19 protein-coding genes are annotated in these 25,753 nt (G+C 40.5%); 17 read left to right on the top strand and 2 right to left on the bottom strand.

All coding sequences use genetic code 11. From position 1 onward, the window contains the following. Positions 1 to 188: 188 nt before the first annotated feature. Positions 189 to 698: a YlaC family protein gene (locus Xsze_RS12705; protein WP_038241390.1), complete on the bottom strand. Its 510-nt coding sequence runs from the start codon at positions 696 to 698 to the stop codon at positions 189 to 191. Positions 699 to 1,191: 493 nt separating this feature from the next. Here Xsze_RS12705 and cspE point away from each other — a divergent pair, with 493 nt between their 5' ends. The 13 genes from cspE to cheZ all read left to right on the top strand — a co-directional run bounded on the left by cspE (position 1,192) and on the right by cheZ (position 18,196). Continuing rightward, entirely contained in the window at positions 1,192 to 1,404 is a 213-nt protein-coding gene (gene cspE, locus Xsze_RS12710; RefSeq protein ID WP_038241393.1) for a transcription antiterminator/RNA stability regulator CspE, read from the top strand. A gap of 4,455 nt (positions 1,405 to 5,859) precedes the next feature. Continuing rightward, on the top strand, positions 5,860 to 6,210 hold the full coding sequence (flhD, locus tag Xsze_RS12725; RefSeq protein WP_010847229.1) for a flagellar transcriptional regulator FlhD: 351 nt from the start codon (positions 5,860 to 5,862) through the stop codon (positions 6,208 to 6,210). 2 nt (positions 6,211 to 6,212) lie between these two features. Next, positions 6,213 to 6,794 carry a flagellar transcriptional regulator FlhC gene (gene flhC / locus Xsze_RS12730; RefSeq protein WP_038241396.1) on the top strand — a complete coding sequence of 194 codons (582 nt, stop codon included), beginning with the start codon at positions 6,213 to 6,215 and terminating at the stop codon, positions 6,792 to 6,794. Positions 6,795 to 6,924: 130 nt separating this feature from the next. Next, entirely contained in the window at positions 6,925 to 7,806 is an 882-nt protein-coding gene (gene motA / locus Xsze_RS12735; protein WP_038241398.1) for a flagellar motor stator protein MotA, read from the top strand. Between the two features lie 2 nt (positions 7,807 to 7,808). Next, positions 7,809 to 8,822 (top strand): flagellar motor protein MotB, encoded by a 1,014-nt coding sequence (gene motB, locus Xsze_RS12740; RefSeq protein ID WP_038241400.1) that lies wholly within the window; start codon positions 7,809 to 7,811, stop codon positions 8,820 to 8,822. 6 nt (positions 8,823 to 8,828) lie between these two features. Beyond that, positions 8,829 to 11,033 carry a chemotaxis protein CheA gene (gene cheA / locus Xsze_RS12745; protein ID WP_038241402.1) on the top strand — a complete coding sequence of 735 codons (2,205 nt, stop codon included), beginning with the start codon at positions 8,829 to 8,831 and terminating at the stop codon, positions 11,031 to 11,033. 87 nt (positions 11,034 to 11,120) lie between these two features. Next, entirely contained in the window at positions 11,121 to 11,618 is a 498-nt protein-coding gene (gene cheW / locus Xsze_RS12750; protein WP_038241404.1) for a chemotaxis protein CheW, read from the top strand. Between the two features lie 159 nt (positions 11,619 to 11,777). Then, positions 11,778 to 13,484 carry a methyl-accepting chemotaxis protein gene (locus Xsze_RS12755; protein ID WP_038241406.1) on the top strand — a complete coding sequence of 569 codons (1,707 nt, stop codon included), beginning with the start codon at positions 11,778 to 11,780 and terminating at the stop codon, positions 13,482 to 13,484. A gap of 55 nt (positions 13,485 to 13,539) precedes the next feature. After that, a complete protein-coding gene (locus Xsze_RS12760; RefSeq protein WP_038241408.1) occupies positions 13,540 to 15,171 on the top strand; it encodes a methyl-accepting chemotaxis protein in 1,632 nt (543 codons plus the stop codon). A 6-nt stretch (positions 15,172 to 15,177) separates the two neighbouring features. Further along, the gene (cheR, locus tag Xsze_RS12765) at positions 15,178 to 16,065 is read left to right on the top strand and encodes a protein-glutamate O-methyltransferase CheR (RefSeq protein WP_038241409.1); all 888 of its coding nucleotides are present in this window, start codon (positions 15,178 to 15,180) and stop codon (positions 16,063 to 16,065) included. Continuing rightward, positions 16,058 to 17,110, top strand: coding sequence for a protein-glutamate methylesterase/protein-glutamine glutaminase (locus Xsze_RS12770; RefSeq protein WP_038241411.1), 1,053 nt, complete (start codon positions 16,058 to 16,060; stop codon positions 17,108 to 17,110). The genes cheR and Xsze_RS12770 overlap by 8 nt, the downstream gene beginning before the upstream one ends. A 30-nt stretch (positions 17,111 to 17,140) precedes the next feature. Then, positions 17,141 to 17,530 carry a chemotaxis response regulator CheY gene (cheY, locus tag Xsze_RS12775; RefSeq protein ID WP_038241412.1) on the top strand — a complete coding sequence of 130 codons (390 nt, stop codon included), beginning with the start codon at positions 17,141 to 17,143 and terminating at the stop codon, positions 17,528 to 17,530. 9 nt (positions 17,531 to 17,539) lie between these two features. Beyond that, the gene (cheZ, locus tag Xsze_RS12780; RefSeq protein WP_038241414.1) at positions 17,540 to 18,196 is read left to right on the top strand and encodes a protein phosphatase CheZ; all 657 of its coding nucleotides are present in this window, start codon (positions 17,540 to 17,542) and stop codon (positions 18,194 to 18,196) included. A 278-nt stretch (positions 18,197 to 18,474) separates the two neighbouring features. Here the strand turns inward: cheZ and Xsze_RS22775 are convergent, their stop codons facing one another. Next, a complete protein-coding gene (locus Xsze_RS22775) occupies positions 18,475 to 18,864 on the bottom strand; it encodes a rhomboid family intramembrane serine protease (RefSeq protein WP_244431869.1) in 390 nt (129 codons plus the stop codon). Positions 18,865 to 19,508: 644 nt separating this feature from the next. On the opposite strand from Xsze_RS22775, the gene Xsze_RS12790 reads away from it, so the two are divergent. From Xsze_RS12790 to Xsze_RS12810, 4 genes are all read left to right on the top strand, one after another. Then, the gene (locus Xsze_RS12790; protein WP_038241416.1) at positions 19,509 to 20,882 is read left to right on the top strand and encodes an alanine/glycine:cation symporter family protein; all 1,374 of its coding nucleotides are present in this window, start codon (positions 19,509 to 19,511) and stop codon (positions 20,880 to 20,882) included. Positions 20,883 to 21,722: 840 nt separating this feature from the next. Then, positions 21,723 to 22,262: a fimbrial protein gene (locus Xsze_RS12795; RefSeq protein ID WP_051462575.1), complete on the top strand. Its 540-nt coding sequence runs from the start codon at positions 21,723 to 21,725 to the stop codon at positions 22,260 to 22,262. A gap of 54 nt (positions 22,263 to 22,316) precedes the next feature. After that, the gene (locus tag Xsze_RS12800) at positions 22,317 to 23,027 is read left to right on the top strand and encodes a fimbrial biogenesis chaperone (RefSeq protein WP_038241417.1); all 711 of its coding nucleotides are present in this window, start codon (positions 22,317 to 22,319) and stop codon (positions 23,025 to 23,027) included. A gap of 184 nt (positions 23,028 to 23,211) precedes the next feature. Next, positions 23,212 to 25,734 carry a fimbria/pilus outer membrane usher protein gene (locus tag Xsze_RS12810; RefSeq protein ID WP_051462576.1) on the top strand — a complete coding sequence of 841 codons (2,523 nt, stop codon included), beginning with the start codon at positions 23,212 to 23,214 and terminating at the stop codon, positions 25,732 to 25,734. Positions 25,735 to 25,753: the final 19 nt, after the last annotated feature.

The following is a 25,753-nucleotide window of genomic DNA, read 5'->3' on the forward strand; positions in this document are numbered from 1 at the left end:
CGAACCAGCGACATACGGATTAACAGTCCGCCGTTCTACCGACTGAACTATGGAGGAATTGCTTCGTTCCTGAGAACGGGGCGGATATTAACGATTAACCGAAATAGTGTCAACGCAAAAATTCTGCTTTCCCACCGTTTGGCTACCATATGAACGAATCGTGCTAATATTATACTACCTTGTTGAATTTATGCATTTTTATTCAACATTCTGACCGGTTGGACATAAGGTGACTGCTCTGAACATGCGAGCATAAATACATCATAAAAACAAATGTGGTGTTTTTTTCTCATAATGCGTCTGATGTCATCTTTGATTTCAGCAGGTATTTTAGGGTGATTGAGTATTTTATTGATAGCATTTTTTGACACAGGCTCGTTGACGAACCATTCACCGTTGTAACATACACGTAAATCAAGTACGTCGATGTCTTCAAAATGATAGACGGGTTTGATATCAAATAGCAGAACTGCTGCCATGAGAATAAAAGCGACAGTAAATGCGAAAAGCGATAAGGCACCAAAGTAGGGCGCATACCACATAAGTAGAGCAAGAAGAACATAAGCGACAATCATCGCTAAAAACAAGTATGGATGATGGCGAATAAAAATGCTGTTGAAGTGCACTTTACCATCACGATGCTCTTTAAGGTTGATCCGCTCTAGATCCTGAATCAATATCTGTTTGATAATATTCATAATACTAACCCACTTAAATTTGTAGAAAAGTGATGTAAAAAGCATGATTGCATTGAAAGTTATCTCGTTTTCAAGATTAACATGCCTGGAGCGCTCATCTGTATAGCAATTGGCTTAATTTATTTGGAAAATTGTTATTGTTGGTGAGTAATATTGCCCTTTTTTACTAAGATAATATTTGAATAAATCAAATTTAATTATAATTGAACCGGTTTGTTATGTTTTTCTGTTCTAATATTGAGCGTCTGCGGCTTTTTTAAAACGATAATTCATAAAAAAGGTTGCTATTCATGTGCGGTCATGCGTTAATGCGCTTGGCCTGATTAACAGACCTACTTTATGTACGACATATTGAGTTAATGAGTTATGTGTAAGTGCTATCTTCGGTAGCCTTTGTTGACCGTTTCCTTCTTAGTGCCTCCATAAGTAATAGCTGATACTGGCCAACACATGCCCGAGGTGGCGAAATTTTTTTGATATATAGGAAAGTCAAATGTCTGACAAAATGAAAGGTCAAGTGAAGTGGTTCAACGAGTCTAAAGGCTTTGGTTTCATCACTCCAGCTGATGGTAGCAAAGACGTGTTCGTTCACTTCTCTGCCATTCAGGGTAACGGTTTCAAAACTCTGGGTGAAGGCCAGAACGTAGAATTCACCATCGAGAATGGTGCCAAAGGCCCAGCAGCTGCAAACGTAACTGCTATCTAATTTAGCCTTTCTGCCTTATTTAAGCTCGCCGGGATAAAATACAATGGCGGGCTTTTTGCTATTCTGAAGCCTTAATTTTAAAATTATTTCAATATAAAATCATTTCTTTGATAATAATCCGCTGTATTAAATAAAGTTTCCTTTTGGATAAAGCCGCCCCTGATTTAAAACTTTTGTTTGCTCATTTTATCTGCTTATATTCCCCATCAATCTAGCTGGAAAATGCTCAACCTTGTTGGCAAATTATCAATTGTGGGCACTCCACCCATTGGGTAATGATCGTGTTTTATTCCATGAAAAATAATCAGGTCAACTGTTAATTTTCTCCTCATTTATTGCCTACCTGAAATAGTGTATGCCACTATCCTGGCTTCACTATCTGTTCTCACCCGAAAAAAAAGAATTTGATACTGATGAACCGCCAAGTTGTGGTCGGCGGAATTATCATTTGAAAATACATCGGGGCATACATGGTGCGCTCATATACTCATTTCTGATCCCTGCTAAAAGTATATAAATAATCAAATAACATACAATTAATATTTCCATATTAAATAATATATATTATTTATAATTAGATTGATTATTTTCAGGCTATCCAGTATATGACCCTCAGTCCAATAGATTTCAGGTATCAGTTGATAATTAAATCCTCAATCCTTTAATAACGGAAAGAAATTAAGGGATATTCATGCATTTGCTTTGTGGGGTTAAAATATTGTCAACATCTGTTATCAACAATTTGTTATCGGCAAATTTGTTACTGTCGTTCCTGTGTAACACTGCTCATTTCTAATGGGTTTTCGTATACGGGAATGGCTGTACGCCAATAGGTGAGCATTTTAGGCCTGAATATAGCTGTACATGCTGGAGTCTTGGGAAAAAACATAAGGAATTGGTACCCCGCAATATCAACAAACGTTAGATCCCTTTTAATGTGACAAGACCCAGATTATCTGTGACATGAACGTGAAAGATGAAATTTAGAAAATTGTGGTTGAGTTGCTCGTTTAGAATTTTTTTTCATGGAAGATTCCATAATTTTATATCTGTAGAAGTAAATTGGATAAGTGTCTAAACATGAAGTGAGTGGATGATTAATTCATTTTTTCCGATCATGATGTGAGCTGTATTTTTAATCCATGAGATGGTGACAAGGTTGCATGATTTGGAATGCTCATGGTTTGTTTTGAGGGTGCGCTGATTTTATATACTGAAATACTTTAGATGATTATCAATGAACCTGAAAGAAATTATTGTAATAGGGCGGGTAAAATATCTTAAATTTTATTTAATTAAATATATTATATTAATATGTGTACGATATCTTGATAAAACAAAATATTGATTCACTCAAAATAATTTTCCAGTATTACTTTGGCATAAATGGCCAAAGTAATATTTCGTTTATTTATTTATTTTTATGAAATAGCTTTCGTTAAAGTAACCATAAAAATCTAATGAAATTAGTAACTATCAGGTGTTGCAATGAAAATATAGCAACTCATTTTCGTTTCCAGCTACAGAAAAACTGATGAGTTCCTATTGGATTTTGTTACATGAGACTTATCAATTTCTATACAAAATTCGCTTGAAAAATATCAAATAACCCTCAAAGCGCGGTTGAAGTAAATGTTATTAGTTTGCTCTTACATGAGGATAGAGGAGAAAAATATTTCTCTTACTGAAGAAAGTCACAACAATGAGTGGAGATCAGGTTAGGTACGATAAGGCTCAAGGTTTCAGGGTGTTAATCTTAACAATACAGGATTTAAATCTTCCTGATAGGAAACAGGTGCTTTGTGTTGTGGATGAAAAAGGGGATCGTACTACAAACTTTATTAACATTTTTATCATAACCAAAAAGAGTGTGGAAATGATAATTGTCTATTAAAGGTAAATACAGTTTTGGTTAAGTCAGTGACCGGAGATAATCAGCGCATAGCGCTAACGTTTGCGAGACTCTCCTTTCAGATTCTGGAAATATTCTTATTAGTTCTTATATTAGGCTAATGAACGATGAAAACCTTTCAAAGCAAGTGGAATTAAAGGTGATTTTTTGTAAGTGAATCCGCTACAAAATCATGCATTTTAAAATCATACAAAATAATGGTATATGATTGGTTTTTTCGGTGATGGAATAAGAATGTACTAGTATTACGGGATGTTGATGCTTGAATTTCAGCTGGCATAGAGATAGATATCACAAAAGAGCCAGTGGATATCATTCTGATTGAGAAAGATCTGACTGTATTAAGAAAGGGAGCAATAAGAAGAAGGTAAACGTTTGTAAATATCATTCAAGTATTTAAATATGGCGAGCAGTTCAGATTTTAAGAATGTATTTATGTACAGGTTATCAGTAGATTTACTCCATTTTTATTGGTATTAGCCATTCATTTGCTTGTACAAAACCTAATGTACGATATTTAACAATTATCTTGGTGTAAGTGAAAAGGACACAAAGGATCTGATAAGTGGGGCGCCAGTCTTTTGATCATTTTGTCTTCCCAAATGATCTGACATCATTTTGCTCCGAGATCACGTATACGTTGTGATGTGGTGAGTATTTGCTGCGAACAGTGTAGAACATTGAGTATTATTTCCGATCTAATGGTTTGTAGAATGCCTATTATCATAAACAATTTCTGTATATATATTGATCATGAAAAAATTTTCTGTTGTACAAAGAATAGCTACGTTATCTGGTTATTAATAACACTAATAATAATGTTAGCAAGTTAGATCGCAGGTTCATGCTTTGATACCCTAATTGAGTTATGGGCATTCTCATAGGAATATTTTCTACAGGGAAAAGTCACAATTAATATGCGGCTGTAATGTTATCCAATTGAAGGTGGATTTCACATTTATCGTTTTAGTAGATGGCCATAAGTAATTATCATTAATAAAAATCTTATTCTGTATAAAACAGTTCACTAATCCACACAAAAAACATGCCTTTAACGATACCAAAATAAGATATTTTGCGGATATTTAGAATAAGACTTGATGTTATTCTTTGAGTGTGAATCATTTAACACAATATGAATTAATTTAACGGGATAATAGAGTTATATTTACCTGTTATTTTATTTATTTGAAACGGCAATTTAAATGAACCGTTTTTACTTGTATTTAAAGTTAAATAGAATAAATTTCTTTTTTATATTTATTTTACCACCGATATTTATTTATATATATTTCAAATGCCCATTACTCTTTGAATTTGATTTTATATAATAATAAATAATTACTAAATTTGCATTTGGTAGTTATTTTATATTCCTATCCCTTGTTATTTAAGTAAATTAATTTTTAGTCAACAAGGTATTTTCCTGTTGAATCAAGTACACAATTTGTGTGCCGTGGAATAGTGCCATAAACATTGATTATTCTTAACTTTTTCAAGATGCTTAGAAAACAAATTGATTATATTTGTTTATGTTTTATGGGTGTGAGGTAGTCAATGAGAGGAAATAATCATCAATGGAGACTTTGTTGAATTTGTGCTGAAGTTGAGCTGTGTAATTACTGTCTAAGTTTAAATAAATTTATTAATTGTTGTGATTGGATGTGGTTGAAATTTTCCTTAGGGAGCATAATTTTTTCTGAATTTGCAAAGGGTTGCCGCTTGTATTTGCTGGATTTAAAGGGGGTAGATGTTTTTTTATTTCAATATCATACTGTATTTTATCTTATTTTTGTGATCTGAGGGATATTTGGGTTCAAAGTGAAGGAAGGCAGTGGGATTCTTCTGGTTGAAAAAGATACGATCGTAAACTAAAAATGATCAGACTAGTAGCTTTTTAATAACTAGTATTCACATATAATTAATAAATTTGGCATAACTATGATCTAAATCAAGTTATAGTGGAAGATGAGTACCTACCCACATTATCAAGAGGCAAATTTTATTAAAATATTGGTAATTTTGCTAAGGGAAAGATTTTTTGTCGTTATTTTGAATTTATAAGTTTAATAGATCGCATAAAACAAAAAACAGTCACTAATATTTTTATTTAAATAATTTAACTTATTAATTGTGGACTATTTTTCGTTTTCTGTTGCTTGAATAGTTAATGAGCTAGAATCATAATAAAAACTATCTGTTTTGTGAGATAGATCACATAGTATTTAAAATGACATATATTCTCCGTTGTATAACTTGATGATTCAGGAGTAAAGTTAATTAGCATTAAGAATATTCTTAATCAATTGTGGAAAGTGCATTACCCAGATGACGCAATAATACTTTTACAATCCATTACCGAAATATTTTAGAAATTGGGCGATCCCAAGAGTAATACAAAGGACAGTTACTGCTCTGGCTAAAGATGTATATTTCAGTTATGTCGGAGATTATTGAATCTCATGCTACTGGTAATTTTGTCGTGAGTGATTCTTTGATCACTTAATTTATTTTTTTCATGTAATCGGACGGGATATATAGAAATGAGTACGGTTGAATTGCTCAAACATATTTATGACATAAATTTGTCGTATTTGCTTTTAGCACAACGGCTAATTAACCATGAGAAAGCATCTGCGATGTTCCGTTTAGGTATTAGTGAATCGATGGCTGATACGTTGGCCGAGCTGACATTGCCTCAGTTAGTAAAATTAGCTGAAACGAACCAATTGATTTGCCATTTTCGGTTTGAAGACCACGAAACAGTACAGCAGCTAACGAAGGAGTCCAGAGTGGATGATTTACAACAAATTCATACGGGAATTTTGTTGTCTACTCACCTTTTTCAGCAGTTATCCGCACAGGATGACACTTCAATCAAGAAAAGAGCGTAAAGATGGTTGAAAAAAGTATTGTTCAGGAAGCGAAAGATATTCAGCTAGCAATGGAACTCATCACTCTGGGCGCGCGATTACAGATGCTTGAAAGTGAAACGCAACTAAGTCGGGGTCGATTGATCAAGCTGTATAAAGAGTTGCGGGGAAGCCCTCCGCCTAAAGGGATGCTCCCCTTTTCGACGGATTGGTTTATGACTTGGGAACAGAATATTCATTCGTCAATGTTCTACAATGCTTACCGTTTTCTGTTGAAAAGCGGACATTGTGAAGGGGTAGAGGTCGTAGTAAGAGCTTACCGGTTATACCTTGAGCAATGCCCTCCGAGTGATGAAAATGGGCCTGTATTGGCACTGACCAGAGCTTGGACACTGGTTCGTTTTGTTGATAGCGGTATGCTGCAACCAACAGAATGTCGTTGTTGTGGTGGAACTTTCATCACACATGCACATCAACCAGTGAACAGTTTTGTTTGCAGTCTGTGCCAGCCACCTTCACGGGCAGTAAAAAAACGTAAACTTTCCTCTCAACCTGCCGATAATAATTCACAACTGCTGGATGGATTTGCTCAGCAAGCTATGTGAATTTAAATGAGAAAGTAACATTCAGATTACAGGCGAATACCAAGCCTGTAATCTGTCTTCACCCCTCTGCATTTATCAATTCACTCTGTTCAAATCCTATCTGCTCACCAACTTAGCTAAAGGATATCGCGTGTTAGTACTTTTAGGATATATCGTGGTTTTAGGTGCGGTCATTGGTGGCTACCTGCTTGTTGGCGGCCACTTGGGAGCACTTTATCAGCCAGCGGAATTTTTGATTATTATCGGTGCTGGCATTGGTGCTTTTATCGTGGGAAATAATGGCAAGGCGATCAAGGCAACAATACAAGTGTTACCAAAAGTATTGCGAAGATCAAAATATAACAAAGACATGTACATGGATCTCATGGCGCTACAATTCCGCCTGTTAACCAAATCTCGCCAGCACGGGCTTCTTGCTTTAGAGCGAGATATTGAGAATCCACATCAGAGTGATATTTTCACACAGTATCCTCGTTTGTTGAAAGATCAGTATGTCATCGATTTTATCACTGACTACATGAGATTGATCGTCAGCGGTAACATGAATCCTCATGAAATCGAAGCGTTAATGGATGAAGAGATCGAAACTTACGAGCAAGAAAGTGAAGTGCCTGCGACCAGTTTGTCAATGGTGGGGGATTCACTGCCTGCATTCGGGATCGTTGCTGCTGTGATGGGGGTTGTTCACGCTTTGGGATCTGCTGATCGTCCGGCCGGAGAATTAGGCGCTTTGATTGCCCATGCAATGGTAGGAACCTTCCTGGGGATCTTGTTGGCTTATGGTTTTGTTTCTCCTCTGACGACGTTACTTCGTCAGCGCAGTAGTGAGCAGATCAAAATGATGCAATGTATCAAAGTGACGCTACTTTCCAGTTTGCATGGCTATGCTCCTCAAATTGCAGTTGAATTCGGTCGTAAAACGTTATTCCTCACAGACCGTCCTTCATTCATAGAACTTGAAGAGCATGTTCGTCGGGTTAAAGCCCCTGTACAACAAGAAGCTGAAGAATAGTTATGAGAGCAAATAATGTTTCTATCGTGAAAGTCAAGAAACGTAAAAAACATGGTTCTCATCATTCCGGCGGATCATGGAAGATTGCGTACGCGGACTTTATGACTGCAATGATGGCGTTCTTTTTGGTTATGTGGTTGATATCAATCTCCAGCCCACAAGAATTGAGCAGCATTGCAGAATATTTCCGGACTCCCTTGCAAGTAGCCATTAACAAGGGAAAACAAAGCAGTGATACCACTAACCCGATACCCGGGGGAGGTGATGATATTTTCCAACAGGATGGGGAAGTTTTTCATCAACCGAAGGTAGTTGAAAAGAATGAAGAAAGACGTCGTTTGGATCGGCTGAGAGAGCAACTTGATCAGTTGATTATTACTGACCCCCGCCTTAAAGAACTGCGCCCTCATTTGTTAATCGACATGATGGATGAAGGATTGCGCATTCAGATCGTTGATCGGGAAAACCGGCCGATGTTCATGATTGGCAGTGCAAAAGTCGAAAATCACATGAGTGATATTTTGCGGGCGATCGCTCCGATCTTAAATGGTATTCCAAACAAAGTAAGCCTTTCTGGTCATACCGATGATTTGCAGTATGCCAATGGTCAACGGGGCTACAGTAACTGGGAGCTTTCTTCTGATCGTGCGAATGCTTCGAGGCGTGAATTACTGCTTGGCGGTTTGGGTGAAGATAAAATCCTGCGAGTTGTGGGGATGGCATCTACTGTGAGCATGCAGAAAGGTATTGATCCAAATGCACCAGTGAACCGACGCATCAGCATCATTGTTCTGAATAAAGAAGCAGAAAAACGGATTGAGCAGGAAAATAGTGGCGGTAATGCCATGACAGCCAACGATAGTATGGGTGTACAAGATGTCATCAGAATGGATTCGAATGAGGGAACGCCTGCTCAGCAACCCACCGATCAATCCCATGTGATTATAAAACATGAAATCACGGAATCGAAGCAACCGCAGGTTGAAGCGATCAGTGATACTAAGATGGCAGAGTAAGCAACAATGGATATTACCGCGTTTTATCAAACTTTCTTTGATGAAGCAGATGAGCTCCTGGCTGATATGGAGCAGCATTTATTGCTGCTCAATGCTGATGAGCCTGATCATGAACAGTTAAACGCCATATTTCGCAGCGCTCACTCCATTAAGGGGGGCGCTGCAACTTTTGGTTTTACTAAGTTACAGCAAACGACACATGTTTTGGAGAATCTGCTCGACAGTGCCAGACGTGGTGAAATGCGCCTGACTATTGACATTATCAACCTGTTTTTAGAAGCGAAAGATATTATGCAGCAACAATTGGATGCCTATAAAAGTTCTCAGGAGCCAGATGAAGATACATTCAATTATATCTGCGAGACACTGCGCCAGCTTGCATTAGAATTACAGGAAGATAAGCAGGGGCAGGGTGTTACCACAACGCTTGTCACTCAGGTGGAACCGGTTGCAGAAGAAAAGGCAACACCGGTTGAGGAAACACAGGCACCAACAGCAGATCAGACAGAAGAAAACAGTTCAGCCACCACTAAATCAGAGCATGGAAACATCCGTGTCCATTTGTCGGGTTTGAAAGAACGTGAAGTGGCTTTGATGAAGGATGAACTTGCTCATCTTGGTGATCTTTATGATGTGGAACAAACCTTAAATAGCTTCGAAGCATCATTGATTACGTCTGCAACAGAAGACGATATTACGGCAGTATTGTGCTTTGTTATTGAACCTGAACAAATAACGTTTTTGCCAACGAATGAAGCTCAGGCAGAAAGCACAGGTGCAGAAACAGAGAAAAATGCAGCGGTAGAAACGGCAACAGAAGATACAGCAGTAAAAGGAAATAATGCTGTAAAAGAGACTGTGGTACAAGAGCCGGCGCCAAAAGTCACTGAAGCGGCAAGCGAAGAAACAGTCAATAAACCAGCGGCAGGAGCATCGCAAAAAACAGATGTGCGTGAAATGGGGCGTCCGGCTCCTCGTCCGGCAGCGGGTTCACCGCGTCAACGTGCAGAATCTTCAAGCATTCGTGTTGCTGTTGAGAAAGTCGATCAACTGATTAATTTGGTTGGTGAGCTGGTTATTACGCAATCCATGCTGGCACAACACTGCAACGGTCTGGAGCCGACAAAACACAGTGAGTTACTGAGTTGCATGACGCAATTACAGCGAAACTCCCGTGACTTACAGGAATCGGTCATGTCAATCCGTATGATGCCGATGGAATATGTTTTTAGCCGGTATCCGCGTTTAGTCCGCGATTTAGCCGGAAAACTGAATAAAAAAGTGGAATTGACACTGGTTGGCAGCTCAACAGAACTGGATAAAAGTTTAATTGAGCGAATCATCGATCCCCTGACTCACTTGGTGCGTAATAGTCTTGACCATGGCATCGAAAGTCCGGAAAAGCGCCTCGCTGCTGGAAAATCGGAAACCGGTAATCTGACATTGGCTGCTGAACATCAGGGCGGCAATATCTGTATTGAAGTTATTGATGACGGTGCAGGTTTGAATCGCGAAAAGATTTTGGCGAAAGCACAATCTCAAGGTTTGAGCGTCAATGAAAATATGAGCAATGAAGAAGTCGCAATGTTGATTTTTGCTCCGGGATTTTCTACAGCAGAAGTGGTAACGGATGTTTCTGGGCGTGGTGTTGGCATGGATGTGGTCAAACGCAACATTCAGGACATGGGCGGACAGATCCAAATCAATTTTCAGGAAGGGAAAGGAACGGTTATTCGGATTTTACTTCCGCTGACACTGGCAATATTGGATGGTATGTCTGTTCAGGTTAATAACGAAGTATTTATTTTACCACTGAGCGCAGTTGTCAGTTCATTGCAGCCACAGGATGAAGATATTTATCCATTGGCGGGTGATGAAAAATTATTGCAAGTACGAGGCGAATATTTACCGTTACTTGAATTGTGCCGCATATTCGATATTCCGAACGGAAAAACGGACCCAACAAAAGGCATTGTTGTCATTGTGCAGAGTGCAGGGCGTCGTTATGCACTGTTGGTCGATAAATTGCTTGGGCAACATCAGGTCGTTGTTAAAAATATTGAGAGCAACTATCGTAAAGTACCGGGCATTTCAGCAGCCACGATCATGGGTGATGGTAGTGTTGCGCTTATCATTGATATTCCTGCTTTGCAGAAACTTAATCATGACCAATTGGAAGATCGCAAAGCGGAGCTGATGAATAACAAATAAGATACCCGGTAAATTTCAGGTTGCAGTCAGCAAGGTAGCAGCTTGGGAGATGAAGGGTATAGTCATCTCACAGTAAAAGGTAACATCATGTCAGCCATAGAAGAATTTAATAAATTATCAGGGGAAACAGCCGGAAAAGGATATCTGATTTTCACCTTGGGTGACGAAGAGTATGGAATTGAAATATTGAAAGTACAGGAAATTCGCGGTTATGACCAAGTTACCCGTATTGCGAATACACCGGCTTTCATTAAGGGGATTACTAACCTGCGGGGTGTCATTGTTCCTATCATTGATTTGAGGATCAAATTTTCACAGGAAGATGTTACCTATAATGAAAATACTGTCGTTATCGTTTTGAATTTACTGAACCGTGTTGTCGGCATTGTCGTGGATGGTGTCTCTGATGTGCTATCCCTGAAAGAAGAGCAAATTTGTCCTGCCCCCGATTTTGCAGTGACTTTATCAACAGAATATCTGACGGGATTGGGTTCTCTTGAAGATAGAATGTTAATTCTGGTCGATATTGAAAAACTCCTCACCAGTGAAGAAATGGCACTGGTCGATTCCGTGGCGAAAGAGTGATATTTCGCGGGCTGCTGTGAAAAACAACAGCCCTTTTTAAATCAAAATTGTTTTAGATCAAAAAAACAGTGTAAAAAATCAATTTTTATAATTACGCATAAAGTTCCCTTTAAGTGTGCCGATAACACTGGCATAGCAATTTATTACAAAAGGGAAGTCATGTTTAACCGAATGAAAATAGTGACGGGGCTTATCTCAGTCATCATATTATTTGGTGCTCTGCAATTAATTTCCGGGGGATTATTCTTCAACAGCCTGAAGAATGATACTCAAGCATTTGATTTAACGGAAAAAATACGTGAGCAGCAAAAATTACTGGATGAAAGTTGGATTAATCTGCTGCAAGCCCGTAATAACTTGAACCGCATTGGCATCGTTACTTTGATGAAAGAGCGGCATGCTGAAAGTGAATATACGATTGACGAGATATGGAAAGAAGCCAAAGAGAATATGTCTCAGGCGGAATATGGCTTTGAACAATTTGAGGCTCAGCCAAAACTTCCCATACATGATCCTGAACGTCTTCAGTTATTGAGACAAACCCATCGTGACTACCTTAATGCGCTGAAAGAACTGAATACTTTTTTATTAAAAAAAGATTTTGACTCTTTTTTTAAGCAGCCCACGACGGCTTATCAAAACGCCTTTGATAAGGAATATCAAGCGTATCTGAAGCAGAATGACAAACTGTACCAAGATGTATCGGATGCAGCCGATGTCGCTTACCGCAACGTTATCATCAGTCTGATTTCCGTATTGATCCTGCTCGCCATCGTGATGACGGTAAGTTGGATTGGATTGCGTAAATCATTGCTCGATCCACTGCACAAATTACTGGATAACATTAAAGCGCTTTCAAAAGGCGATTTGGCGCAGAAAATTACTATTTCTGGTCACAATGAAATGGGAATGCTGGCTGCTGGCCTGCAACATATGCAGGAAGAACTGATTAATACAGTCAGAAGTGTCCATCAAAGTACTGAAATCATTTATACCGGTACCAGTGAAATTGCGGCGGGTAATAATGATCTTTCTGCCCGTACTGAACAACAAGTGGCTTCTTTGGAAGAAACGGCTGCCAGCATGGAAGAGTTAACTGCAACCGTTAAACAAAATGCTGACAATGCCCGACAAGCAAGTAATCTGGCCGATAACGCCTCAGAGATTGCCCGTCAGGGGGGCAAAGTCGTGGCGAATGTCGTCGAGACTATGCATGAAATCGCAGACAGTTCCCGAAAAATCTCTGATATCACCGGCGTGATTGATGCCATTGCTTTCCAAACAAATATTCTTGCGCTTAATGCTGCGGTAGAAGCGGCTCGTGCCGGTGAGCATGGGCGTGGTTTTGCTGTTGTTGCGGGTGAAGTCCGCAATCTGGCGCAGCGCAGTGCGGAAGCAGCGAAAGAGATTAAGGCGCTGATTGAAGATTCTGTCGATCGTACTGATACCGGTTCCATACAGGTAGAAAGTGCGGGCGAAACCATGAATAAGATTGTCGAATCTGTCACTCGCGTAACGGACATTATGGGCGAAATTGCATCAGCTTCTGATGAACAGAGCAGAGGGATTACTCAGGTTGGCGTCGCTATTTCTGAAATGGATAGGGTTACCCAACAAAATGCGTCATTGGTTGAACAGTCTGCCGCTGCTGCTGCTGCATTGGAAGAACAGGCTAAGACACTGACCAAAGCTGTCGCATTGTTTCAGTTACCGGAGCAGGCGGAAGGAATACGGCCTGAAAGAAGAAGACATGACGTTTCATTGACGACGATAAAACCGTCAACTCCTCCAGCTAATAAGACGAATTCTCCCGTACTGAAAAAAAGCAGTAATGTGGAAGACCCATCTAATTGGGAAACATTCTAAAAAGTAATAGCGATAACCACGGCTGCATTATGCGGCCGTTAAACGAGGTGATTACATGTTAGGCAAGCTTCGCATATCAACCAGTTTGTATCTATTATTAATGATGTTCTGTGTTATGCAAATTATTTCAAGTGGTTTATCTCTGGGAATAATCCATACAGACCAGTCGTATATTGAAAGAATTGAGCTGGGAACCCAACGGAGAGATTCCTTGGGCCTGAGTTGGGCTGCATTGTTGCAAACGCGTAACACTCTAAACAAAATCGCCATTGCTCAGAAAGTCGGCCAAGATCAAGTCATCATGGATGCAATGGAAGCATTGCTTAAGAGTTCATTGAATGATGCAGAAAGAAATTTTGCCAAATTCTCTTCATTGCCCCAATACGGTGTAAGTAACAGAAGAGATGCATTATTGACTGAGATTGAACAATCCTACAAAGAATACCACAGTGCACTGATAGAGCTAAGAGATTACCTTGATGAGGGGCATTTTCAGGCTTTTCTTGATCAACCCACAGAAAGTCACCAGCGCAGAATGGAAGTTGCATATAACAATTATATGCATTACCTCAATAACAATATTTCAGAAACGATGACGGATGCGGCATTCTATTACAAAATTGCCATTGCCATGTTCTTCGGCTCAATTCTGATGGTATTTGTTGTCGCCATATCTGCCCATTGGTGGTTGAGACGTAATCTGCTCAGACCATTCGCGAACATGAGTGCTTGTTTTCAGGACATGGCGGAGGGCCGCCTGAATACGGAGATCTCCGTGACGACAAATGATGAAATTGGTGACATTTTCAAAAAACTGCGTGACATGCAGCAATCACTCATTAAATCCATTAGTGCGGTACGTGAGAATACGAACCAGATGTACACAGGTATTCAGGAAATCACGCAAGGCAACACCGATTTGTCCTCACGTACGGAGCAACAGGCGGCATCGCTGGAAGAAACCGCGACCAGTATGGAAGAGTTAACAGTGACCGTCAGGCAAAACGCAGAAAATGCGCGTCAGGCCAGTGCATTGGCGGTATCTGCTTCTAGTACTGCAACCAAGGGGGGGGAACTGACCACAAGTGTTGTGACAACAATGGATGAAATTGCCAACAGTTCGAAGAAGATAAGCGCCATTATCAGTGTGATTGATGGTATTGCTTTCCAGACCAATATCTTGGCATTGAATGCAGCAGTTGAAGCAGCCCGGGCGGGTGAGCAAGGGCGTGGATTCTCTGTTGTTGCAGGTGAAGTCCGTGATTTGGCGCAACGAAGCGCTGAAGCGGCAAAAGAGATCAAAACATTGATTGATGAATCTGTTCAGCGTGTTAATCAAGGTTCAGAGCTAGTCAATCATTCGGGACAAACCATCAATGAATTGGTTAAATCTGTGAATCAAGTAACGGATTTGATGGCGGAAATTGCTACTGCTTCCGATGAACAAAGCCGTGGTATTCATCAGGTTGCCCAGGCAATCAGCCAAATGGATCAGGTTACCCAGCAGAATGCTGCGTTAGTAGAACAATCTGCTGCTGCGGCATCGGCGCTTGAAGACAAGGCCGATACTTTGGTCAGAAACGTTGCTCAGTTTGAACTGCCCCGAGGCTTGGGAAATGAACATTACCACCAAGAGGCTTCTGCATCACACATGACCGACGAGTATGTTGTAAATCAAGTACGCTGAGGTCAGATGAAATCCAATTTAATAGCTTCAGATACTGATGCTACTGCACCGCTGAACTTTATGATCACGCGGCATATTTTATCGGATGCGCAATTTGAGCGCATCTGTCAGTTTATCTATCAACGGGCTGGCATTGTACTGGCAAAAAATAAACGTGAGATGGTGTATAACCGCTTAGTCAGGCGGCTTCGTGTATTGGAAATTAATGAGTTCGGACAATACCTGGCGATTCTGGAACAAGACAGCCACAGTAAAGAATGGGAATTCTTTATCAATGCATTGACTACCAATCTCACGGCATTTTTTAGGGAAGCACATCATTTTCCCATTCTGGCAGCACATGCCAGCAGGAAGAATGGAGGCACATACCGCGTTTGGAGCGCAGCAGCTTCAACGGGGGAGGAGCCATATTCAATTGCAATGACCTTGTGTGATGTACTGGGGCATCGGTCAAACCGAATAAAAATCATTGGCAGCGATATCGATACCAGTGTGCTGGAAAAAGCCCGGCAGGGTGTCTATCGACTCGAAGAATTACAGCAACTGAGTGAAGCTCAGAAGAAAAAATATTTTTTCAAAGGTGTTGGTTTCTTTGATGGATATGCTCGGGTCCGTCCTTTATTGGCTGAAATGGTGAATTTTCAGCACTTGAACCTAATGGATTCAGATTGGGCGCTCGAGGGTAAATTCGATGCGATATTTTGTCGTAATGTCATGATTTATTTTGATAAAAAGACACAGGAAAGGATTTTGCGTCGTTTTGTCAATCTCTTAAAACCGGATGGCTTGCTCTTTGCAGGGCATTCTGAAAACGTCACTCAAATCAGCCGAGAGTTCTACTTGCAAGGACAGACCGTTTACGGTGTAGGCCGGGCAAGGAGGGATCATGAATAAAATAACTGTTCTTTGTGTAGATGATTCGGCGCTGATGCGCCAAATCATGCGGGAAATCATTAATAGTCATTCTGATATGGAAGTGGTGGATTGTGCACCGGATCCATTTGTCGCCCGCGATTTAATAAAAAAACACAATCCGCAGGTATTAACGTTGGATGTTGAGATGCCTCGCATGGATGGCATTGATTTTCTGGAAAAATTAATGCGCTTGCGTCCTATGCCTGTCGTCATGGTTTCTTCTCTGACAGCCAAAGGGTCTGAAATAACACTTAAGGCACTGGAATTGGGAGCCGTAGATTTTGTCACCAAACCACAGTTAGGAATTCGTGAGGGTATGTTGGCCTACAGTGAATTGATTGCTGAAAAAATACGAGCGGCAGCACAGGCAAAAGTCAATATGAAAGGATCGGTTCAGGCCAGCGCAGCGCCATTGAATTTCAATCCCTTATTATCAAGTGAAAAATTGATTGCGGTTGGTGCCTCCACCGGAGGGACCGAGGCTATCAAAAATCTGTTACAACCACTTCCGATCACAAGCCCGGCCTTGTTGATTACTCAGCATATGCCACCGGGCTTCACCCGTTCATTTGCAGAAAGACTCAATAAACTGAGTCAGATTACTGTTAAAGAAGCGGAGCATGGGGAGCGTGTCCTACCGGGGAATGCCTACATCGCTCCCGGCGATCATCATATGGAGCTTTGCCGAAATGGGGCAAATTACCAAATCATGATAACGGACAGCTTGCCGGTTAATCGTCATCGTCCCTCTGTGGATGTTTTGTTCCGCTCCTTTGCCAAATATGCCGGGCGCAATGCTGTCGGTGTCATTTTAACGGGAATGGGGAGTGATGGAGCCGCAGGATTGTTAGACATGAAGCGGGCTGGAGCCTATACCTTGGCCCAGAATGAGTCAAGTTGTGTGGTATTTGGTATGCCTCGTGCAGCCATTGAGTTAGGGGCTGTGGACGAAGTGATGGATATTCAAAAAATCAGCAAGACTATGTTGGCCAAAATCAGCGTAGGGCAATCAATTCGTATTTAGTAACTGTAAATTAAATTCCAAGGAGTTTTTATGGCAAGTAAGGATTTGAGATTTCTGGTAGTCGATGATTTTTCAACGATGCGTCGAATTGTTCGGAATCTACTGAAAGAATTGGGCTTTAATAACGTAGAGGAAGCTCAGGATGGCGCAGAGGCATTAACCAAGCTGCGCACCGCTGAATTTGATTTCGTTATTTCTGACTGGAATATGCCAAACATTGATGGCCTGGAATTGCTGAAAACGATTCGCAGTGAAGAAAAATTAGCTGCCCTGCCGGTTTTAATGGTGACAGCAGAAGCGAAGAAAGAAAACATTATTGCAGCAGCACAGGCCGGAGCCAGCGGTTATGTTGTTAAACCGTTTACTGCCGCTATTTTGGAAGAAAAACTCGATAAAATATTTGAAAAATTGGGGCTCTAAGGAGACAAAATGAGTGAAAATCCAGTCATGCCGAGAGATGAGGTAATTCCTACCAGCGAAATAATCAGTCGTATTGGGCAGCTAACAAGAATGCTGCGTGATAGTCTGCGTGAACTAGGACTGGACCGGACTATCGCTCAGGCGGCTGAGGCGATCCCAGATGCAAGGGAACGATTAAACTACGTTGTCCAAATGACGGCACAGGCGGCAGAAAGGGTGTTGAACTGCGTTGAAGCAGCACAGCCCCGCCAGAACGAATTGGAAGCATCGGCGAAATCCCTGACTAAACGCTGGGATGAATGGTTTGAAAACCCGAAAAATGTGGATCAGGTTGATGTTCGTTTGTTGGTTACCGACACGAGAAACTATCTGAATCTTGTGCCGGATTATGCTTCATTCACGAATACCCAGTTGCTTGAAATCATGATGGCGCAAGATTTTCAGGATCTCACCGGCCAAGTCATCAAACGGATGATGGAAGTTATTCAGGAACTGGAAAAACAGTTGGTCATGGTATTGATGGAAAATATGCCCTCTGATCAGGTGGCCAAGGTGAAAAAAGATAACGATAGTCTTCTTAATGGACCTCAAGTCAATCAAAGCACTACTGGTGTGATAGCTAACCAAGAACAAGTTGATGATTTGTTGGACAGTTTAGGTTTTTGATAACGAGTGGTTTTTTTAACGAACAGAACTTTTCTTTATTGAGTACGTTTGGGCGAGTCTTATGGCTGGCCCAAACGTCCACGCAGTATATTGAGCTGTGCTCACTTTGTGATTATTACGCTATTTTAGCCCACCATTATTTTAATCAATCACTATTTTATTCCACTGCTACAGACACCATTATTTTTTCATTAAAGGATTTCACAGAATGCTTTTATATTATTAGTTAATTTATGAGGCATTATTATTTTTAAATAACAACATTATCAAAATAGGATTTATTTTTCCTGCAGAAAGATAAATTCATTGCCAGCCTTTGGTTGTTCAAATTCGTTCCCGACGAATTTGTCATTCCCTTGTTGCCGCGATGTATCTTGAAATATATAGGGTATAAAACCATTGCCGGCAGAATGGAAAAAAATAACAGCAAACTTTAATATGCGGGAAGAATTATTTTTGACTGAAACTAACAACAATGCAAAGGAAGATACACCCAAAACAGCCTGTGATGTCCCAGTACCAATATTCCAAAGGGGACTGACAAAGTGAGTGCTATAAAGTGTTCCCAATGCACCAGACGTAAACCATAAAACGAATAAAAATTCAGAGCCAAGATGTTTTTCTAATAGAATACCCAGCATGGAAAACGATAGCATATTGTAGACCATATGCAGTTGCTTAACATGTATGAATTGAGAAACCAGAAGCCGCTAATACTTAAATTAATATAATCTGTTTGAAGTTAGTCCTCTATATTTCTCTAAATCTAGAATACTTATTTTACCGAGAAAGCCATCTGTTAATGAATATGAAACGAATGTGGAATAACTAATTGTTATTCATACTATAAATACTATTGTTATAGGCATTTTTTGAATCTGTAACATTCAATGTTTCCTTCACAATCATTACATAGTTTATTACATGGTTTCATAAATTATATTAGGTAAATATTTCAGTGCAATACCGATATTATTAATTTCACTTCATTATATGCCGGATTAAAAATGAGTGGGAAATTCAGGATTACCCCCTTTCTCTTTATGTTGTAGAACTCAAGGAGGCAGGATATGGAAATTCTGGTTCCAACATCGCAAATATTCATTATTCCGTTAATCAAAATAAGAGCTATAGAGAATTTTTATCAACAAAAGTGATAAAAGGTGACCGTTCCTAGTGACTTAACTCACAGTATTAGTTTTTTTCGGACAATAATGCTCAATTAGTCCTCGCTTATTTCTTCAAAATGCTCTTTATTTAATTGAAACAATTTTGTTGCCAACTTGTTACATTATAACTACCGAGGGTGTATATGGAACTAATTACACAATGGTTAAGTGCAATAAACGGGGTTGTATGGGGTATTCCCATGCTAATTGGCCTTTTAGGCATCGGTATTTTTATGCAAATCCGTTTGTCATTTTTACCGATCCGTAAGCTGGGCATGGGGTTCAAATTACTCTTCCAAAAAAATGAACGACGGGGTGAAGGCCAGATTTCACCTTTCAATGCGTTGATGACAGCCCTGTCAGCGACAATAGGAACTGGAAATATTGCGGGTGTGGCGACAGCCATTGTTATGGGGGGCCCTGGAGCATTGTTCTGGATGTGGATGACCGCCTTGGTCGGTATGGCCACAAAATATTCAGAAGCGGTACTGGCAGTACGTTTCCGTGAAACTGATAAAAATGGGAATTACGTCGGCGGCCCGATGTATTACATCAAAAATGGCTTGGGGAAGAAATGGGTTTGGCTGGGAACCCTTTTTGCTTTCTTCGGCAGTATTGCAGGTTTTGGCATTGGCAATACCGTACAGGCCAACTCAGTCGCTGAAGTATTGGAAAGTAACTTTGGCATTGAGAAAGTGATAACCGCTGGAATTCTGGTTATTTTGGTCGGTGCTGTGCTGATTGGCGGTATTAAACGTATTTCTGATGTTGCAGGTAAATTAGTGCCTGCGATGACTGTAGGTTACTTTGGGGCGGGTGTCATTGTTCTGGCGCTTAATGTCACCGCCATTCCTGATGCGTTGGTTTTAATCATCAAATCTGCTTTCACGCCGGTAGCGGCACAGGGCGGATTTGCGGGCGCAGCAGTCTGGGCGGCAATCCGTTTCGGTATAGCGCGTGGCATATTCTCTAATGAAGCAGGTATGGGAAGCGCACCTATTGCCCATGCGACAGCAAAAACCCAAAACCCGATCCGTCAGGGTTTGATTGCTATGTTAGGCACTTTTATCGATACGATTATTGTCTGTTCTGTCACTGGCTTAACTATTGTCATTACCGGTGGCTGGCTGACAGGCCAGACAGGGGCAACATTGACTGCGGCATCTTTCTCATCAGTGATCCCGGGTGGTAACTATATTGTTGCCATCGCTTTGGCTATTTTCGCCTTCACAACCATTTTGGGCTGGAGTTTTTATGGTGAGAAATGTATTCAGTATTTACTGGGACCAAAAGCAGTTATTCCTTTCCGTATTGCCTGGATTATCGCATTGCCGATTGGCGCGACTCAGTCATTGACTTTTGTCTGGCTGCTGGCGGATACCCTCAATGCAATGATGGCCATTCCCAACCTGATAGCGATTGCATTACTTAGCCCAATTGTTTATAGGTTGACGAAAGACCATATTCGTGATGTCAATGCTGATAGTATTGATATTAAACCGATGATGAATAAATAATATTCCAAAATTGTAGTTCACTTCCTTACTCCTTGCGCAGCAAGGAGTAAGGAATCTTCATAATTTGAGTGAGAAAATGAAAAAAAGAGTAGCTTGAAATGTCATCTCTTATTTTTTGTATTTTCAGTAGATTGAAAGATGAAAAAATAATAACTTACTGATTTTTTTAAAAAAACATTTGAAATATTGGATAATCGGGCTGCACCAGAAAGAAATACAGATCATGATTTGTAGGCATATTTAGAATGACTTCTTGTATTGCGTGATTTCTATTTGCCGGACGAGAATATATCGGCCGGAATTTGAAATGAAGCCAGAAAATGGGAAAACTGATCTATAAAACCCGTGATACGGACTATGCCTGACGATTAACAGTGTTATTGATGGTGGTGTGACTTACGTTGCCAAACCTTTTAAACACGAATATCCCAGAACATCATCCGGTTTTTATTAAGCTGAAGTGGATATTGATTTGAACCTGAAAATCGGGAATAAAAAATGGGTACAGCCCTGTTATGAAACCTCAATTTATTATGATGATAAATTTTTACTCTTTGTTTAAAAAGATATTTTTCTCATCTCTTTTTTTCTTTAATGTTTTTTTGTTATTTTATTGGCATGATGCCATTGTTTTGTGTATATTTCGCTCCCTTATTAAGAGATTTTTTGCAGTATGTTAATAAGTTAAGAGTAGTTATACGTCTTGTATTTTTAACTAATTGATTTGGTGAATGTATTCCTTGATAATACGCAATATAAGCGAATGTCATCGATCTTTTTAATTAATTTTAATGATGTGTTTAAAATAACTGTTTAGAGTAAGGTTAGGTATTTATTTTTATGCAACTTAATAAATTATCCGCTATGGCAATGACCCTTGGTGTATTAAGCAGTACATCTGTGATGGCTGATTCTGGTGGAACGATTACTTTTGTGGGGGAGGTGTTGGCAACTACTTGTAATGTAACGCTTGATAGTAGCAGCTCAGCGAATGGCACTGTTTCATTACCATCTGCTCTCCTGTCAGATTTGGATATTGACGGGAAGTTCGCGGGGGAGACTAGTTTTACTTTGAACCTTACGGGCTGTGTTCAGCCGAGCCACAGGTCCGCTCCCCCTATCCCGTTTGCCTATTTTAGTGGTGGTAATAGCGCAAATAGATTAGACAATACTAAGAAGTCTGACGGAGCTACTAATGTTGAAATTGAACTCCTTGATTCTGCAAAGAACACTATAAAAATAGACGATGTTAATCAACAGAGAACTCAAGCTATAACTGGAACTGGTAAGTTGCAATATTATGCCCGATATAGGGCAACAGGGAAAGCTACAGCGGGGGGGGTTAGCTCAATGGTAAGTTATAATATCCAATATAAATAATGATATAACAGCGGAGGAAACTCCGCTCTGCCACTCAGAATAAAGAGCTGTAACATGTCATCAAAATTTTATCTGTTATTAAAGAAAGTACCGGGAGTATTGCTTCTGGCAATTATGGTACATCCTGTTTTTGCATCTGTTGTGCTTTCGTCTACCCGTGTGATATACCCACAAAAAGAAAAGGAAGTGACGGTACAGGTAAATAACCAGGGAAAATCCCCGATATTATTACAAAGCTGGATAGATAATGGCGATGCAGAAGCACTACCAGAAGATATTAATATTCCTTTTATTCTCACACCACCGGTGAATCGGATTGATCCAAATAAAGGCCAGTCTCTGCGTATTCGTTATATTGGGAATAATCATCTTCCGGCGGATCGGGAATCTCTCTTTTGGCTAAATGCGTTGGAAATTCCGGCGAAAATAAAAGAAGAAGGTAATCACAATTACTTACAATTTGCGATACGTACCCGCATCAAAATATTATTTCGACCCTTGTCCCTCAAAGGAGCACCTGAAGCGGCGGCTAAAGCTTTGCGCTGGGAAATTGACAGCAATGGGATTACTGCTATTAATGATTCTCCCTGGTATATCAATCTGATGAATATCACGGTAGAGCAAAAGGGTAAAGAACAGCTCATCGAAGGCGATGCGGTTCCTCCGTTTGGCAAACGTACCTTCGCAATTAAAGGTTCCCCTGTTGGTAAAATAATGGACTGGCAATATATTAATGACTATGGTGCTGTACACAGTACACAATAAGATATTTTAGTCTCCATAAATAAATAAATAAATAAATAAATAAATAAAGAAATAAAGAAATAAAGAAATAAAGAAATAAATAAAGAAATAAAGAAATAAAGAAATAAAGAAATAAAGAAATAAATAAATAAATAAATAAATAAAGAAATAAAGAAATAAAGAAATAACAGGGTAAAGGAATACAATGAAACCAATTATAATTAATAACTATTTATATTTTGCAGTTATATTTCGTTCATTGTTACTTTCCTTGGTAATGGTATCTGCATATTCTGTCGCACACACCAGCGAAGATATTGAATTTGAAGCTACATTTTTGCGTAGCGTCTCTCCAGAGAAATTGGATTTAAAACGTTTCAGTCAGGGAGCGGCCATGTTGCCGGGAACTTATTTATCTGAGATCTGGCTGAATGGCGAATACCTGACACGGGATAGTGTTACCTTTAAAGGATTACCAAATTATCAGGTCAGTCTGTGTGTGCAGGCAGATGTCTTAAAGCAGTTGCCCCTTGAGCTGAAACTATTGGCAAAAGATATTACATCAGCAGTAACGCAAGGTCAGGATTGTATTTCATTGGCTGAATGGCTGCCGGAAGCCACGGTAAATTATGATAGTAGTTATCAACAGCTCAATATTAGCCTGCCGCAGATATATGTTAAAAAACAGGCCCGGGATGCGGTTGATCCCATCTTGTGGGACAAAGGCATCAGTGCCGCTACTCTGGGTTATAATTTCAGCGCATACCGCAGTGAATCCGGTGGTGATCACCATGATTCTGCTTATGGTTCATTGAACACCGGCTTGAATCTGGGAGCATGGTATTTCCGCCATAATGGCAACCTCAATTGGCAGCAGGAGAGCCAAAAAAAATATCATGCTCTGAATACCTATGTACAGCGTGATATTCCTGCATTACAAGGCCGGGTACTGATTGGCGAGTCATATACCTCCGGTCAATTGTTCGATACCTTGCCATTTACCGGGGTTTCGTTGACCAGCGTTTCACATATGTTACCACCTTCACAACAAGGCTATGCGCCTGAAATTCGCGGTATTGCCCGTACCAATGCCAGAGTGACTGTGCATCAGGGAGAGCAAATTATCTATGAAACTACGGTGCCGCCCGGTGATTTTATTATCAACGATCTTTATCCGACGGGTTATGGGGGTAATCTGGCAGTAACGGTTCATGAAGCTAGTGGCAGCAAACAGCATTTTGAAGTGCCGTATGCGGCTGTCGCTCAGTTATTACGTCCCGGTTCCAGCCAATATAGTTTTACCGTGGGTAAATACCGCAGTCACGAGTTAAAGGAGCCACCACTGTTTGCCGAAACAACCTGGCAGCAGGGTTTGACTAACCGTATAACCGGTAATGTGGGATTACAATATTTACGTAATTATTATGCCGGGCAGTTTGGTATAGCAGTTGATACCTCTATAGGAGCACTATCGACAGCTATCACTCATACCCATTTAAATACGGGTGATGGTAAGTCGTTACGTGGACAGAGTTACAACTTAAGCTACAGTCACTATGTGCGTGAAACTGGCAGTAATTTTTCTTTGGCAACTTATCGTTTTTTAACCAAAGATTATCGGAGTTTGTCCGATGCAATATCTTCACAAAGCATTACTTATGATTATGGGAGCACACCACGTAACCGCGTTACGTTATCACTCAATCAGAGCCTGCCAGAACACTGGGGACAGTTCTATTTAAGCGGTTCCATGGAAAATTCCTGGGAGCGTAAGGGTTATAGCCAGCAATATCAGCTTGGCTACAATAACCATTGGCAAGGCATCAGCTATGGTGTATCGATGACCCGTAGCCAGAATAGCCGGGGAAAATTCCAAAATAGCTGGCTGTTCAATGTCAGCCTGCCTTTGGAAAGCAAGGCCTTCCGCCATACCCCTTCCTTCAGTACCCAACTGACCCATGATGGGCAAGGGAAATGGAGGAAACAACTTAATCTGTCCGGCACGATTGGGGAACAAGCTCAATTTCATTATAACTTGAATGCCTCACAGCATCAGGGTTCTGACTATGCGACTTCACTTTCTGGCAATTATCGTAATTCGTGGAGTGCGTTGTCTGCTTCTTATAGTAAAGGAAAAAACTATAGCAGTGCTTCGGCCGGAATAAATGGCACGGTAATCGCACATTCAGGTGGCGTCAGTTTTTCATCTCATGGCGGCGATACTTTTGCCCTTGTCGAGGCTAAGGGGGCTGAAGGGGCAAAGGTTTCATCCTATTCAAATATCCATATTGATTCGCAGGGTTATGCGATAGTGCCCAACCTGAATCCGTATCAGATGAATGACATCATCATTGATCCCAAAGGAGCCAGTGATGGTGTGGAATTAAGGACTACACGGCAGAGAGTGGCACCATTATCGGGCGCGGTTGTTAAGGTTAATTATAGTGTTAAACAGGGTGCTGTAATCCTGCTGCGACTACGACAATCAAATCAGCAGCCTATCCCTTTTGGATCGGAAGTCACAGACGAAAAGGGGGGGCAGGTAGGCCATATCGGTCAGGCAGGACAATTGTTTGCCCGTGTTCAGACGTCAACAGGAGAGCTGAAAGTGCAATGGGGCAGCCACAATCAAATGCAGTGCCGGGTGAAATACCAATTGCCGGATAGCAAAAGTTCGTGGTGGGATAATACTCAGAGCGTGCAGTTGTGTGATAACGGGCCGCGCTGACTAATTTAGGGTGCTAAAG

The sequence above is a fragment of the Xenorhabdus szentirmaii DSM 16338 genome, assembly GCF_002632585.1.
GTDB classification, from domain to species: domain Bacteria; phylum Pseudomonadota; class Gammaproteobacteria; order Enterobacterales; family Enterobacteriaceae; genus Xenorhabdus; species Xenorhabdus szentirmaii.